The following is a 14403-nucleotide window of genomic DNA, read 5'->3' as shown; positions in this document are numbered from 1 at the left end:
CCGGAAAAGAGAAAAATGACCGATATCATGTCCGACCCCATGGCCGCGCTGGTCCCCATCGTCATCGAACAGTCGAATCGCGGCGAGCGCAGCTTCGACATTTATTCGCGGCTGCTGCGGGAACGGATCATCTTCGTGACGGGCCAGGTCGAAGATCATATGGCCTCGCTGATCGTCGCGCAGCTGCTGTTCCTGGAATCGGAAAATCCGAAGAAGGACATCTGGATGTATATCAACTCGCCTGGCGGGGTGGTGACGTCCGGCATGGCGATCCACGACACGATGAAATATATCCGGCCGCAGGTCGGCACGGTCTGCATCGGCCAGGCCGCATCCATGGGCAGCTTCCTGCTCGCCGCCGGCGAACCGGGCAAGCGCATCGCGCTCAGCAACGCGCGCATCATGGTGCACCAGCCTTCCGGCGGCGCGCAGGGCATGGCCTCGGACATCGAGATCCAGGCCAAGGAAATCCTGCGCATCCGCCGCCGCCTCAACGATCTTTATGTCAAATATACCGGACGGTCGCTGGAAGAGGTCGAGAAGGCGATGGACCGCGACACCTTCCTCGAAGCGGACGAGGCCAAGGCTTTTGGCCTCGTCGATGAGGTGTTTGATCGCCGCCCGCAAATGGCGGACCCCAACGAGGCCTAAAGACTATCTTTACCGCGGTGCGTCACTTTCCCCCCTTGTGAAACGGACGTGCCGCGGGCTAGAAAGGCCTTTGGACCAGAAAAATCCCCCGCCGGCGCGGATCTGGTGATTAACTTCCGGGGGGGATAGAGAGAATGGCGAATGACTAAGCTTACCGGTTCGGACTCGAAAAGCACGCTCTACTGCTCCTTCTGCGGCAAATCGCAGCATGAAGTGCGCAAGCTGATTGCCGGGCCGACCGTTTTCATCTGCGACGAATGCGTGGAATTGTGCAACGACATCATCCGCGAAGAGACCAAGGGCGGTCTTGTCGGCAAGAAGGATGGCGGCGTTCCGACCCCGCAGGAAATCTGCGATGTGCTCGACGACTATGTGATCGGCCAGAGCCGCGCGAAGCGCGTCCTCTCGGTCGCGGTCCACAACCACTATAAGCGCCTCAATCACGGCTCCAAGCCGGGCGAGGTGGAGCTTGCCAAGTCCAATATCCTCCTCGTCGGCCCCACCGGCTGCGGCAAGACCTTGCTGGCGCAGACGCTCGCCAAGACGTTCGACGTGCCCTTCACCATGGCGGACGCGACGACGCTGACCGAAGCGGGCTATGTCGGCGAGGATGTGGAAAATATCATCCTAAAACTGCTCCAGGCGTCCGACTATAATGTCGAAAAGGCGCAGCGCGGCATCGTCTATATCGACGAGATCGACAAGATCAGCCGCAAGGCCGAAAACCCCTCGATCACGCGCGACGTGTCGGGCGAGGGCGTGCAGCAGGCGCTGCTCAAGCTGATGGAAGGCACCACCGCCAGCGTCCCGCCCCAGGGTGGCCGCAAGCATCCGCAGCAGGAGTTTCTCCAGGTCGATACGACCAACATCCTGTTCATCTGCGGCGGCGCCTTTGCCGGCCTCGAAAAGATCATCGGCGATCGTCTGGAAGCCAAGTCGATCGGCTTCGGCGCGCATGTCGCCGCGCCCGAGGAGCGCAAGACCGGCGAATTGCTGCGCCAGAGCGAGCCGGAGGATCTGCTCAAATTCGGCCTGATCCCCGAATTTGTCGGCCGCCTGCCCGTCATCGCGACGCTGGAAGACCTCGACGTGTCCGCTCTGGTCAAGATCCTGGTCGAGCCCAAGAACGCGCTGGTGAAGCAATATGCCAAGCTGTTCGACATGGAAAATGTCGAACTCAGCTTCACCGATGATGCGCTGACCGCGATCGCGAAGAAGGCGATCGAGCGCAAGACCGGCGCGCGCGGCCTCCGCTCGATCTTAGAAGCGATCCTGCTCGACACGATGTTCGACCTGCCTTCGATGGAAGGCGTGGGCGAGGTCGTGGTGGACAAGGATGTGGTGGCCGGCACCAAGGAGCCGATTCGTGTCTTCAGCGAAACGAAGAAGCGGGCCGACGACGCCGCCTGATCGCCCTCAGCGCTGATAAGCCATAAATTTACGGAAAGCCGGCAAGCGATTGCCGGCTTTTCTCATTTCGCTTCGCCCTCGCACAAATAATTCCGCTGCGTTGCAAAATTGCATCATACGCCTGATACTGCTCTCAGTTCCCATAATGTCACTAAATTTCAATATATTGGCGCAATAGGAGCGATGCCGCTGACCCAGTCCGGGCGGGCGGCAGGGGGATTGTGACAATCCTGATGATGCGCTGTAACAAAACTGCAAAAGGAGCATCACAGGGGCGACGCCAGAAGCCGTAAAGAGCGGCGTCAGCTTGAGAGAGCAAAGCAGTTTGAAGCGTGGCGGACGCCACTCTTGCAAAGGGACAAGGGTCAAATGAAACAGTTTCTCATGGGCAGCGCGGCGGTTCTCGCCGTGGCCATTCCTGGCGCTGCGTTCGCGCAGTCGACCGGTTCGCAGGATTTCGAAGATACGATCGTCGTTACCGGCGCGACCGTCGACCAGGGTGTCGGCGGCGTGAAGATCCCCGACTCGCCCAAGGCGAAAGTCGTCCTGACGCAGGAAATCATCGAACGTCAGCGCCCCGGCCAGTCGGTCAACGAAATCATCAACCTGGTGCCAGGCGTCAGCTTCACCAACAACGACCCCTGGGGCTCCTCGGGCGGCAACTTCACCATTCGCGGCTTCAACTCGGACCGTATCGCGCAGATCCTTGACGGTATTCCGCTGAACGATTCGGGCAACTATGCGATCTACACCAACCAGCAGGTTGACCCCGAAATCGTCGAAAGCATCAACGTCAATCTCGGCGCGACCGATGTCGACAGCCCGACCGCCGCTGCGGTTGGCGGCACCGTCAACATCAACACCATGGTGCCCAAGGATGACTTCGGCGCGATGGGCAGCGTCAGCTACGGTAACATCGTTGCCGATGGCTCTGGCGATCGTCCTTTCCATCGCGTCTTCGGCATGATCCAGACCGGCGATTTCACTGGCCATGGCACCAAGGCATGGGTGTCCGCCTCGCGCGCGTATAACAAGGCGAGCTTCGCCGATTATGGCAAGATCGAAAAGGCTCAGTATAACGGCAAGATTTGGCAGGATATCGGTTCGAACGGCGACTTCATCTCGCTTGCCGGCCACTATAACGTCAACCGTAACAATTTCGGCGGTTCGCCTGCCTCGGCTGCGGCGTTCAGCGGCGACAAGAGCGCGCGCTTCTACAATGTCTCGGGCGGCATTCCGTGCGAAATCAACACCGAAGCCAATCCGGCGATCGCGGATCAGACCAACAGTTGCGGCACGCAGTTCGAACGTCGCTACAATCCGTCCAACACCGGCAACGCGCGTCTCAGCACGCGTCTGACCCTGACGGATCGCCTGATCTTCTCGGCGGACGCAGCCTATCAATATGTGAAGGCGAATGGTGGCGGCACGACGTCTGCTTATGAAGCGCCCTTCTATTCGGGCACGGACGCCCTGACCGGTTATTTCAACGGCAGCGCCTATTTCGGCCGGGATCTGAACGGTGACGGCACGCTCGGCGTCGACGCCAACGGCAACGGCCGCATCGATCCGGCGGAATCGGACCGCGTCCTCATCAACAACCCCAGCCAGACGCAGACGAAGCGCTATGTCGCGATCGCCAACCTCTCCTACGAGATTGACGACAATAATCGCGTCCGCCTCTCCTACAGCTTCGACCGTGCCCGTCACCGTCAGACCGGCGAAGGCGCGCGCGTGCTGTTCAACGGTGAGCCGACCGACGTCTTCCCGGTCAATGATCCGCTGACCGATGCCGACGGCAATGTCCTGCAAAAGCGTGACCGCAAATCCTATGCGACGCTGAACCAGGTCGCGGGCGAATATCGCGGCACCTTCTTCGACGACCTTCTGACCGTCAACCTTGGTGTCCGTGCGCCCTTCTTCAAGCGTGAGCTGAACCAATATTGCTTTACCTCGGCGCCCAATGGCAACGTCAACTGCGTCGCTGGTGGCGATGTGGCGGCCTATGCTGCGGCCAACCCCACCTTTGCCGCGCCGCAGTCGCGCACCTACAAATATGACAAGCTGCTGCCGAACGTCGGTGCGATCTTCAAGATCACGCCGGAAGTCAGCATCGCGGGCAGCTATGCCGCGAACATCTCGGTTCCCGGCACCGACACCCTCTACAACTCGATTTATCTGCCGGCCGAAAATGCCGCGTCGAAGCCGGTTGCAGAAACGTCGGACAGCTTCGACCTCGCCCTGCGTTATCAGAACAACATCGTGCAGGCGGCCATCAGCGGCTGGTATGCCAAGTATAAGAACCGCATTGCGTCGGCCTACAGCATCGAATGCGATTGCTCGATCGACACCAATCTGGGTGGCGTGAAGAAATACGGCATCGACGCCAATGTGTCGGTCCGTCCGCCCCTGGCCTGCTGGTCTACGCATTCGGTTCGTGGATCGAATCGGAAATCGGTTCGGACGTTCAGACCGGTGTGGACACCTTCGCCGCGACCAAGGGCAATCGTGAACGCGGCGCCCCGTCCTATCTGGTCGGCGGCCGTATCCAGGGCACGCTGGGTCCGGTGGACCTTGGCGCCCAGATCAAGCGCACCGGTTCGCGCTACCTGAATGATATCAACACGTTCAAGGTCGCTGGCTACACGGTCGTCGATCTCGACCTGCGCTACAATCTGGCGAACCTGGGTCTGGAAAAGTCCTTTGTTCAGTTCAACGTGTCGAACCTGTTTGATAAATTCTACATCGGTTCGTTCAGCGGCGGCCTGACGACGGCGTCCAGCACCTTCGTCAACTATGGCGCCCCGCGCGCCATCAGCGGCTCGCTGGTCGTCGCTTTCTGATCGATCAAAACACTAAAAAAGACAGGGGCGGGGAGAAATCTCCGCCCTTTTTCTTTGCCCATCCGACCCGGCCGTTCGCACGGAATCCGCTCCCTTTTCCTATTCGCTGGAAATGTAGGAGATTTTGCGATCTATCCTGTCGGATGCGCCATCCCGCGATGACTTTTACCCCTGTCAGCGGGGGCAAAAAGCGCCTTCTGCTGCTGTCGCCTGCCGGTCGCTTCGGTGCCGCTTCGCAGCCGCCTCTTGGGCGCTTCGGGCCTCAAAACCCCCGACCACACTGTGAACTTTGACAGGTCGATCCTGCTACCGGACGCACCGGTCCAGCCCTTCGCGTTGCACCACGCCGATTCGCGCGGCGATCGTGTTGCCGTAGCGCCGGGTGAAGCCGCTTGGCGCCACCGCCGCGCGCTTCTTGGGCAAGGGCAGCACCGCCGCGATCCGCGCCGCTTCCGCGCGGCTCAGCCGATCGGCGCCATGGCGGAAATAGCGGATCGCTCCGGCCTGCACCCCATAGGTGCCGATGCCCGTTTCCGCGACGTTCAGATACACCTCCATGATCCGCCGCTTGCCCCAGATCGCCTCGATCAGCACGGTGAACCAGGCCTCCAGCCCCTTGCGGACGAAGCCGCCCCCTTGCCACAGGAACACATTTTTCGCCGTTTGCTGGCTGATCGTCGATCCGCCGCGAATGCGACCGCCGCTGGCATTGTGCATCGCCGCCTTGGCGATGGCGTCGACGTCGAAGCCGTGATGGCTACAGAATTTGCCATCCTCCGCCGCGATCGCGGCGCGCGCCATGTCGGGGTCGATCTCGTCCAGGCTCGTCCAGTCCTTGGTGATGCCCTTGGGGTCGAGCAGCATCGTCATCGTGACCGGCGGCGGCACGAAGCGATAGATCGTCACCAGCAGCAAAGAGAGCAGGACGAAGCCCAGCATGATCCGCAGGGGGATGGTGATCCAGCGGGATCGGCGGTAACGGGCGGTGGCAGGCTTGGCGGTCATGCCCCTATCGTTAGCGCGCCCTTCGCACGCTTCAAGTGCAAGGCGCGCGGCCATGCTTGATCGTCCCCGCGCCCACGCCTACACCCTGGCCATGACCTATGCCCCCTATCCGGCGCTGCGCCTGCGCCGCACCCGCGCAACGGCGTGGAGCCGCGCGATGCACGCGGAAAATCGCCTTTCCCCCAGCGACTTCATCTGGCCGCTCTTTGTCACGGACGGGGATGGGGTGGAACAGCCGATCGCCGCGCTGCCCGGCGTGTCGCGCTGGTCGGTCGACGGCATCGTGGCGCGCGCCCGCGAAGCCCGCGATGCCGGCATCCCGTGCCTCGCCCTTTTCCCCAACACCCAGGCGGACCGGCGCAGCGATGACGGCGCCGAAGCGCTCAATCCCGACAATCTCATGTGCCGCGCCATCCGCGCGATCAAGGATGCCGTGCCCGACATCGGCGTGCTGACCGATGTCGCGCTCGACCCCTATACCGTCCACGGACAGGACGGCCTGCTTGATCCCACCGGCTATGTCATCAACGACGCGACGGTGGACGTGCTGATCGGCCAGTCATTGAACCAGGCGGCGGCGGGCGCGGACATCATCGCGCCCAGCGACATGATGGATGGCCGGGTAGGGGCGATCCGCGAGGCGCTGGAGGAAACCGGCCACGCCAATGTCCAGATCATGGCCTATGCCGCCAAATATGCGAGTGCCTTTTACGGCCCGTTCCGCGACGCGGTGGGATCGCGCGGGCTGCTCAAGGGCGACAAGAAAAACTACCAGATGGACCCCGCCAATGGCGAAGAGGCCCTGCGTGAAGTGGCGCTGGACCTGGCCGAGGGCGCGGACAGCGTGATGGTGAAACCGGGTCTACCCTATCTCGACATTGTGGCGCGGGTGCGAGACCGGTTCTCCGTCCCGGTCTTCGCCTATCAGGTGTCGGGCGAATATGCGATGATCGAACATGCCGCCGCTGCGGGTGCTGGCGATCGTGACGCGCTGATCCTCGAAACGCTGATGGCGTTCAAACGGGCGGGCTGTTCGGGCGTGCTGACCTACCACGCGCTCCACGCGGCGCGGTTGCTGGAGAGCTGACATGACCATACATCCAGATACCAGCATCATCCCCTTCAACGGCAAGACGCCGGTCATCCATCCCAGCGCCTTTATCGCGCCCGGCTGCCGGATCATCGGGGACGTGGAAATCGGGGAGGATGCCAGCATCTGGTATAATTGTGTCATCCGCGCGGACGTGAACCGCATCCGGATCGGCGCGCGGACGAACATTCAGGACGGAACCGTCCTGCATTGCGACAGCGCGGGGGATCGGGCCGACGGGCGGCCGCTTGAGGGCTGGCCCACGATCATCGGCGATGATGTGCTGATCGGCCATATGGCGATGGTGCATGGCTGCGTGCTGGAGGACCGCGCCTTTGTCGGGCTGGGCGCGATCGTCATGAGCGGCTGCACGGTGCAAAGCGACGCCATGCTGGCGGCGGGTGCGATGCTGACCTCGGGCAAGACAGTGGGGCACCGGCAGCTATGGGCGGGCCGCCCGGCCAAATATATGCGTGATCTCAGTGATGAAGCACTGATCGACATGCGCGAAGGCGTCGATCATTATGTTCATAATGGAAAGGCGCACAAGGGCGCGGTCAAGGCGGCCGTGGATTAGGCGATCAGGGTTGCGGCAGGCGCGCCTTGAGCGCAACGATCCGGTCATTCTGCTGATCGACCAGCGCCAGCGCGGCGCTGCGGGCCGCGTCGATATCCTCAACGCCGCCTGCGGCCTTCCCATCGGCCACGGCGTTGCTTTGCTGGACATAGAGCGTGTCCAGGCTGGCGAGCGCCGACACGCTGTCATTGCGCGCCGATTCGAGCGCGCTGATCGCGACTTGCGCGCTGACCCAGGCATCGCTCGACACGCCGGCATTGCGCGCCGCACCGACCAGACGATCCGCCTTGGCATAAGCCGCGTCGAACGCCGACGCGCCCCTGTCGGCCTGTTCGACATAGCGGGCGATCTCAGCCGACAGGGCAGCATCTGCGGGCTGCGGCGTCGGCGGCGGCGCGACCTCCGCCACTGGCGCGCTTTCGATCGGCCTTTTGGCGAGCGAGGGATAGCTTTGCGGCGCGCTGGCGCAGCCCGACAGCATCAGGGCGAGGGCAGCAAGCAGGCGTCTGGGTGTCATGCTCTGCATCTAGGGCGCGCCGCGCACCATGGCAACCGCCTCAGCGCGGCAGCGCCGCCGCCTCCCGCGCCAGCGCCTCGATCGCCAGCGGGTCGACCGGTCCCTTGGGCACGACCCAGCTGCCGCCGACGCATTTTATGAAGGGCTGCACCAGCCATTCAGGCGCGCTTTGGGGCGTGATTCCCCCGGTCGGACAGAAGCGGGCGGTATGAAGCGGCGCGGCCAGGGCCTTGAGTGCCGGCAACCCACCGGACGTTTCGGCGGGGAAGAATTTGAAATGCGACAGTCCCATGTCCATGCCGCGCATAATGTCTCCGGCCGTGGCGGTGCCCGGCAGGAATGGCACATCCGCCGCGATCGCCGCCTTGCCCAGCGGCTCGGTCAGGCCGGGACTGACGATGAAGCGCGCGCCCGCCTCCATCGCCGCGTCGAGTTGCGCCGGGTTGAGCACGGTGCCGGCGCCCACCACCGCGCCTTCCACCTGCGCCATCGCCCGGATGACGTCCAGCGCCGCGGGCGTGCGCAGCGTGACTTCCAAAGCGGGAAGGCCGCCCTTCACCAGCGCCTGCGCAATCGGCAGCGCGTCCTCGACCCGCTCGACCACCAGCACCGGAATGACCGGTGCAAGCTCCATCACCTGCTCGACCGTCAGCTTGCTCATTCTCATTTCTCCCTGAAGGCCGCGGCAGCGCCGAATAGGCCGATTTCGTCATGGACGGCGCAGCGGATCGGCACCGTCGCCATCAGGCTCTCGAACCGGCCCTTGGCCTTGAACCGCGTATGAAAACCGCTCTGCGGCAGGAAATCGCGCATTCGCTGGGTGAGGCCGCCAGCCAGCACGACGCCGTGCGGGCCATGCGCCAAGGCCAGATCGCCCGCGACCGACCCATAGCATAGACAGAAACGCTCCAGCGCGCGCCGGGCGAAATCATCCGTCCCGTCGAGCGCCGCCTGCCACAATTCGGGGTCTTCCATCAGCACGACACGTTCATGCCCGATGGTCGCCATCGCCTTGTAAATATTGTTGAGGCCCGGTCCGGACACCATACGCTCGGTCGACACGCGCAGAAACTTGTCGCGCAGATAGGACAGGATGCGCTCTTCCATATGGTCCAGCGGCGCGAAATCCAGATGGCCGCCTTCGGTCGCGACCACATGGGGATGGCCGTTGTCGAACGCGATCATCGCCACGCCAAGGCCAGTGCCTGGTCCCATCACGGTAACGCCGCCGTCGAAGGGAAAAGGCTTGTCCTCGCCAAAGAGCAGCGGCAGATTTTCCTGCGGCAGGCGCGAGACGGCAAAGGCCACGGCCTCGAAATCATTCACCAGGCGCACGGTGCGCACGCCAAGGTCGGAAGCCAGCGTGTCGGCGCGGATCACCCAGTTGCTGTTGGTCAGCTTGATGACGTCGCGGCCGATGGCGGTCGCAAATGCAATGGAGGCAGCGTCGGGCAGATCGCCTGCGCCCTCTTCACGTTCATCGGCGGCAAAAGCCGCCCAGCAGGCGGTCAGGGTAGGATAATCCTCCACCTTATATTTGCGTACGGTGCCAAGCGTGGGCACGCCCTTTTCGTCCAGGGTGGCGCGAGCGAAGCGGGCATTGGTGCCGCCAATGTCGGCGGCGATGATATCGGTCATGTCACTCTCCCTCCGTTCACCTCGAAGATCATCGAAAGGCCTTGCTTCTCTTCAAAGCGAGAAGGGCATCGACGGGGTCGTGGCGAACGGAATCAAATCAAATTTCGCTGTCCATCGCCGCCAGGATCGGCGACGCACCCTGTTCGGCAAGGTCGCTCTGGTGGCGGAACAGCGCGAACAGCTCGCGACCCGTGTCATAAGGCGGGGGCGGGGCTTCAGGATGGTCGCGCCGCTCCCATTCCGCCTCATCCACCAGGGCCTCGACCGATCCGGTCCGGGCGCAGACGCGCACCATGTCGCCATCGCGCAGCTTGCCGATGGGACCGCCGCCCAATGCTTCGGGGGACAAGTGAATGGCGGCAGGCACCTTGCCGGAAGCACCGGACATGCGACCGTCGGTCAGCAGCGCGACCTTGAACCCGCGATCCTGGAGCACGCCAAGCGCCGGCGTCAGTTTATGCAGTTCCGGCATGCCATTGGCGCGTGGCCCCTGAAAGCGCACGACCACCACCACATCGCGCTCCAGCTCGCCCGCCTTGAACGCGCGCAGCACATCGTCCTGGTCATGGAACAGCGCGGCCGGCGCTTCGATCGTCCAGCGTTCGGGATCGACTGCGCTTGTCTTCATGACGCAGCGACCCAGATTACCCTGCAACAGCTTCATGCCGCCATCGGGCTGGAACGGATTGGACACCGGCCGCAGCATGGCTTCATCGCGTGACGACGGCACGTCCTTCCACGCCAGCGCCTCATTTTCCAGCACCGGTTCCTTGCCATAGTCGGTCAGGTCCTGCCGCGCGACGGTCCGGATGTCCCGGTGGAGCAATCCGGCATCCAGCAATTCGCGAATGACAAAGCTGATGCCGCCGGCCGCGTGAAAATGGTTCACGTCGCCCGATCCGTTGGGATAGACGCGGGCCAGCAACGGCACGGCATCGGAAATCTCGGCAAAGTCGGTCCAGTCGATATGAATGCCGGCCGCGCGTGCGATGGCGGGCAGGTGGATCGCATGATTGGTCGATCCGCCCGTGGCCATCAGGCCGATCATTGCATTGACGATCGCCTTTTCATCGACGCAATGGCCCAGCGGCCGATAATCATCACCGTCCCATCCAATCTGCGCAACCCTGTGCGTCGCCGCGCGAGTAAGCTCTGTGCGCAGCTTGGTGCCCGGATTGACGAAGGAGGCGGCGGGCATGTGGAGCCCCATCATCTCCATCATCATCTGATTGCTGTTGGCGGTGCCATAGAAGGTGCAAGTGCCTGCGCCATGGTAAGAGGCGCTCTCCGATTCCAGCAACTCGTCGCGCCCGACTTTCCCTTCCGCATAGAGCTGACGGATGCGCACCTTCTCCTTGTTGGCCAGGCCCGACGGCATCGGCCCTGCGGGAATGAGGATGGTCGGCAAATGACCATAGCGCAGCGCGCCGATCAGCAGCCCCGGCACGATCTTGTCGCAAATGCCGAGCAGGAGCGCGCCCTCGAACATCGCATGGCTGAGCGCAACGGCGGTGCCCAGCGCGATCGTGTCGCGGCTGAACAAGGACAGGTCCATGCCTGCCTGCCCCTGGGTCACGCCATCGCACATTGCTGGCACGCCGCCGGCCACCTGCGCCGTCGCGCCGACTTCGCGGGCGGCGATCTTGATCTGTTCAGGATAGCGGCCATAGGGCTGATGGGCCGACAGCATGTCATTATAGGCGGTGACGATGCCGATATTCATCGCCTTGCCGGTGCGGATCACCGGCTTGTCCTCACCACTGGCGGCAAAGCCGTGGGCCAGATTGCCGCAGGACAGCTGATCACGATTGGTGCCCGCGTCGCGACCCCGTTCGATGAGGTCGAGATATTTGCGTCGGCTCGCAGCGCTCCGCTGAACGATGCGCTCGGTCACCTTGGCGATTGTGGGGTGCAGATCAGTCATGCCAGCTTGCTCCGTCGCGTTCGATCAGGGCAATGGCCGAGGACGGACCCCAGTTCCCCGAACTATAGGGGGCGACCTTCATATTCGCCTCTTTCCAGCCATCGATGATGCTGTCGATCCAGGTCCACTGCGCCTCCACCTCGTCACGGCGGACGAACAACGTCTGGTCGCCTGCCAGCAGGTCCAGGATCAACCGTTCATAGGCGATGCGACGTCGCTGCCCGGCGAAGGCGGCAGTCAGCGACACGTCGAGCGTCACTTCCTCCAGATGGACCTGCCGTTCCAGCCCCGGCCTTTTGCTCATGATGAGCAGGCGGATATATTCCTCGGGCTGGAGGCGGATAATCAGGGTATTGGGCTCCAGGCCGGTGCCATGCCCCGCGCGCCAGAAGATGGAGTGGCGTACCGGCTTGAACTGAATCAGGATTTCGGACTGGCGCGCCGGCATGCGCTTTCCGGTACGCAGATAGAAGGGCACGCCCTGCCAGCGCCAATTGTCGATATAGGCCTTGAGCGCGACGAAGGTTTCCGTGTCGGACGGCTGGCCGAGTTCATCGGCATAGCCGGTAACGATTTCGCCCTGCACGGCGCCGGGCGTATATTGGCCGCGCACGCTGTTCGTCTTGACCGTTTCCGCCGTCATCGGCCGCAGCGACCGCAGCACCTTCACCTTTTCATCGCGCACCGCTGTCGGGTCCATGCGCGCTGGTGGCTCCATGGTGATGATCGACAGGATCTGGAGGATATGGTTCTGCACCATGTCGCGCAGCGCGCCGACGCCGTCATAATAAGACACGCGGCCCTCCAAACCGACGGTTTCCCCCACGGTGATCTGCACATGATCAATCGCTCCGGTATTCCAGAGCGGCTCGAACATCACATTGCCAAAGCGCAGCGCCAGCAGGTTCTGCACCGTTTCCTTGCCCAGATAATGATCGACGCGGAAAATCTGGTCTTCGGCGAACAGGGCGCCAATCCCGTCGTTCACCTGCTTTGACGATGCCAGATCCTTGCCGATGGGCTTTTCCATTGCGATGCGCGTATTGGCTGCAATCAGACCGGCGTCGGCAAGCCCCTGGGCCGTCGGGGCGAACAGGGAAGGGGGCGTGGACAGATAGACGGACAGGCCACGCTCCAGCCTCCCATCGATCCGTTGCGCCAGCGCTGCAAACTGATCAGGCTTGGCGGCATCCACCGGCTGATAGCCGATCATGGTGCGGAACTGTGACGCGACTTCGTCGTCATAGCGATCCGCCGGCAGAAACTGCCGCAATGCCGCGCAAACCTCTTCGCGGAAGGCATCGTCCGACATTTCGGACCGGCCGGACGCGACGATCAGAAAATCGTCGGGCAGCAGGCCATCGGCCAGCAGATTGTAGAGCGAAGGAAAGATCATGCGCCGGGCAAGGTCGCCGGTGGCGCCGAACAGCAGGAATGTGGCAGACGGTTCGGTCAAAGGATGATCCTTCTCCGTTTGGTGTTTGTCATGTCTGCACGATGGCGCCCTTATACCGAGCGCGGATCGTTACGCAAGCAGGCTATCGCCCGAAGGGCGCTGTCGCAACATTACGTCTGATGGCAGGCTTTGGTTGCCCGGGAACTTACCCAGTCGCGCTGCGCTTGGTCCCAGATATAGGAGATTAGGATGCTGAAAGCCCAGCCGCTAAACTGCACGCTCAAGCGGGATGCCTCCGCGCCGAGTTCCACCGATGCGATGATCGCCGTACTGACGCGGGAATTGACGGCATTGGGCGTTGAGGTGGCCGATACGATCCGCCTGGCCGCGCACAATGTCCCGCCCGGTGTTTCGTCAGATGAAGGCGACGGTGATGAATGGCCGGCCATCCGGGAAAAGATATTGGCTGCCGACATCCTGATCTTTGGCACACCAATCTGGATGGGGCAGGCTTGCAGCGTCGCCAAACGGGCGCTGGAACGCATGGATGCCTTTCTTTCGGAAACAGATGATCAGGGGCGTATGCCAAGCTATTCCAAGGTGGCAGTCGCGGCGATCGTCGGGAATGAGGATGGCGCCCATTTCGCGTCGGCCCAGATTTTCCAGTCGCTCAACGATGTAGGATGGACCATCCCCGGCGTCGCCGCCTGTTACTGGGTAGGGGAGGCGATGGGGTCGACCGACTTCAAGGATTTGGACCGCACGCCCGACACCGTCGCCAAAACGGCAAAGATGGTTGCCGGCAATGCCGCGCATCTGGCTCGCCTGCTGGCCGCCGATCCTTTCCCCGGACAGAAGCAGGAATAGATCATAAATTGCGCCGTTGATGTCCGGATGGCCGGCCGAGCCAAGCGCTATGCCTGCGGCCATCCGCATATCCTTGTCGCAAAGGATGTTTTTCGGCTGGACGGCGGGATCGGATTTTGCCATCTGGCGGACCCGGCGTAGTCCTGCGGCCTTCATCAGGCCTTGGATGACGCCGATTGCATCGCGAATGGTCTGACTATCGCGGTGCGCAGATGATGCGGGTGTGGTGAAATTGGTAGACGCGCCGGACTCAAAAAGCGGTGTTGCGATGGTCTGTTCGTTCTATGCGGTGAAAGGAGTTTTTGTTTGTTTTGAGCCTCTTAGAGGCGCTAAATGCTGGAATTCGAAATCGGCTGATTTTGGGCTAGGAGCCACATAGGAGCCGGCAGAAATCCAGCTGCAGCGAACTCGATCGTACCTCGGATGGCACGCTCCGTTTAAGAGATGTGCGAAACTCTCTTCCAGTGTGCTTGGCGAATGAGTAG

At 62.4% G+C, this 14403-nt stretch carries 11 protein-coding genes and 1 pseudogene; 6 read left to right on the top strand and 6 right to left on the bottom strand.

Annotation, left to right across the window (positions count from 1 at the left end):
• Positions 1 to 15: 15 nt before the first annotated feature.
• The 3 genes and pseudogenes from clpP (at position 16) to RLDS_RS33100 (ending at position 4904) form a co-directional block, all read left to right on the top strand.
• A complete protein-coding gene (gene clpP, locus RLDS_RS33110; RefSeq protein ID WP_021224726.1) occupies positions 16 to 651 on the top strand; it encodes an ATP-dependent Clp endopeptidase proteolytic subunit ClpP in 636 nt (211 codons plus the stop codon).
• 141 nt (positions 652 to 792) lie between these two features.
• Positions 793 to 2061 (top strand): ATP-dependent Clp protease ATP-binding subunit ClpX, encoded by a 1269-nt coding sequence (clpX, locus tag RLDS_RS33105; RefSeq protein WP_021224725.1) that lies wholly within the window; start codon positions 793 to 795, stop codon positions 2059 to 2061.
• Positions 2062 to 2430: 369 nt separating this feature from the next.
• A pseudogene (locus tag RLDS_RS33100) lies at positions 2431 to 4904 on the top strand (TonB-dependent receptor).
• A gap of 306 nt (positions 4905 to 5210) precedes the next feature.
• Here RLDS_RS33100 and mtgA read toward each other — a convergent pair.
• On the bottom strand, positions 5211 to 5909 hold the full coding sequence (mtgA, locus tag RLDS_RS33095) for a monofunctional biosynthetic peptidoglycan transglycosylase (RefSeq protein ID WP_021224724.1): 699 nt from the start codon (positions 5907 to 5909) through the stop codon (positions 5211 to 5213).
• Positions 5910 to 6000: 91 nt separating this feature from the next.
• Between mtgA and hemB the strand changes: the two genes are divergently transcribed.
• Together hemB and RLDS_RS33085 are read left to right on the top strand one after the other, a co-directional pair.
• Entirely contained in the window at positions 6001 to 6996 is a 996-nt protein-coding gene (gene hemB, locus RLDS_RS33090; RefSeq protein ID WP_031297464.1) for a porphobilinogen synthase, read from the top strand.
• A gap of 1 nt (position 6997) precedes the next feature.
• On the top strand, positions 6998 to 7576 hold the full coding sequence (locus RLDS_RS33085) for a gamma carbonic anhydrase family protein (RefSeq protein WP_021224722.1): 579 nt from the start codon (positions 6998 to 7000) through the stop codon (positions 7574 to 7576).
• A gap of 4 nt (positions 7577 to 7580) precedes the next feature.
• On the opposite strand, the gene RLDS_RS33080 is transcribed toward RLDS_RS33085, so the two are convergent.
• The 5 genes from RLDS_RS33080 to zwf all read right to left on the bottom strand — a co-directional run bounded on the left by RLDS_RS33080 (position 7581) and on the right by zwf (position 13111).
• Positions 7581 to 8093 carry a hypothetical protein gene (locus RLDS_RS33080; RefSeq protein ID WP_021224721.1) on the bottom strand — a complete coding sequence of 171 codons (513 nt, stop codon included), beginning with the start codon at positions 8091 to 8093 and terminating at the stop codon, positions 7581 to 7583.
• Between the two features lie 40 nt (positions 8094 to 8133).
• Positions 8134 to 8754: a bifunctional 4-hydroxy-2-oxoglutarate aldolase/2-dehydro-3-deoxy-phosphogluconate aldolase gene (eda, locus tag RLDS_RS33075; protein WP_021224720.1), complete on the bottom strand. Its 621-nt coding sequence runs from the start codon at positions 8752 to 8754 to the stop codon at positions 8134 to 8136.
• Positions 8755 to 8756: 2 nt separating this feature from the next.
• Positions 8757 to 9731 carry a glucokinase gene (gene glk / locus RLDS_RS33070; protein WP_021224719.1) on the bottom strand — a complete coding sequence of 325 codons (975 nt, stop codon included), beginning with the start codon at positions 9729 to 9731 and terminating at the stop codon, positions 8757 to 8759.
• Positions 9732 to 9828: 97 nt separating this feature from the next.
• A complete protein-coding gene (gene edd / locus RLDS_RS33065) occupies positions 9829 to 11655 on the bottom strand; it encodes a phosphogluconate dehydratase (protein ID WP_021224718.1) in 1827 nt (608 codons plus the stop codon).
• Positions 11648 to 13111: a glucose-6-phosphate dehydrogenase gene (gene zwf, locus RLDS_RS33060; RefSeq protein WP_021224717.1), complete on the bottom strand. Its 1464-nt coding sequence runs from the start codon at positions 13109 to 13111 to the stop codon at positions 11648 to 11650. Before zwf ends, edd begins: the two co-directional genes overlap by 8 nt.
• A 189-nt stretch (positions 13112 to 13300) precedes the next feature.
• Here zwf and RLDS_RS33055 point away from each other — a divergent pair, with 189 nt between their 5' ends.
• Positions 13301 to 13918: a flavodoxin family protein gene (locus RLDS_RS33055; RefSeq protein ID WP_021224716.1), complete on the top strand. Its 618-nt coding sequence runs from the start codon at positions 13301 to 13303 to the stop codon at positions 13916 to 13918.
• The last annotated feature ends 485 nt before the right edge of the window (positions 13919 to 14403 follow it).

It is taken from the genome of Sphingobium lactosutens DS20 (genome assembly GCF_000445105.1).
GTDB classification, from domain to species: Bacteria; Pseudomonadota; Alphaproteobacteria; order Sphingomonadales; family Sphingomonadaceae; genus Sphingobium; species Sphingobium lactosutens.
This window is presented reverse-complemented; position numbering and strand designations above follow the sequence as displayed.

Coding starts and splice junctions, on each gene's coding strand:
- clpP (WP_021224726.1), top strand. CDS start 16: ATGACCGATATCATGTCCGACCCCATGGCCGCGCTGGTCCCCATCGTC.
- hemB (WP_031297464.1), top strand. CDS start 6,001: ATGACCTATGCCCCCTATCCGGCGCTGCGCCTGCGCCGCACCCGCGCA.
- glk (WP_021224719.1), bottom strand. CDS start 9,731: ATGACCGATATCATCGCCGCCGACATTGGCGGCACCAATGCCCGCTTC.
- RLDS_RS33085 (WP_021224722.1), top strand. CDS start 6,998: ATGACCATACATCCAGATACCAGCATCATCCCCTTCAACGGCAAGACG.
- edd (WP_021224718.1), bottom strand. CDS start 11,655: ATGACTGATCTGCACCCCACAATCGCCAAGGTGACCGAGCGCATCGTT.
- clpX (WP_021224725.1), top strand. CDS start 793: ATGACTAAGCTTACCGGTTCGGACTCGAAAAGCACGCTCTACTGCTCC.
- RLDS_RS33080 (WP_021224721.1), bottom strand. CDS start 8,093: ATGACACCCAGACGCCTGCTTGCTGCCCTCGCCCTGATGCTGTCGGGC.
- eda (WP_021224720.1), bottom strand. CDS start 8,754: ATGAGCAAGCTGACGGTCGAGCAGGTGATGGAGCTTGCACCGGTCATT.
- RLDS_RS33055 (WP_021224716.1), top strand. CDS start 13,301: ATGCTGAAAGCCCAGCCGCTAAACTGCACGCTCAAGCGGGATGCCTCC.
- mtgA (WP_021224724.1), bottom strand. CDS start 5,909: ATGACCGCCAAGCCTGCCACCGCCCGTTACCGCCGATCCCGCTGGATC.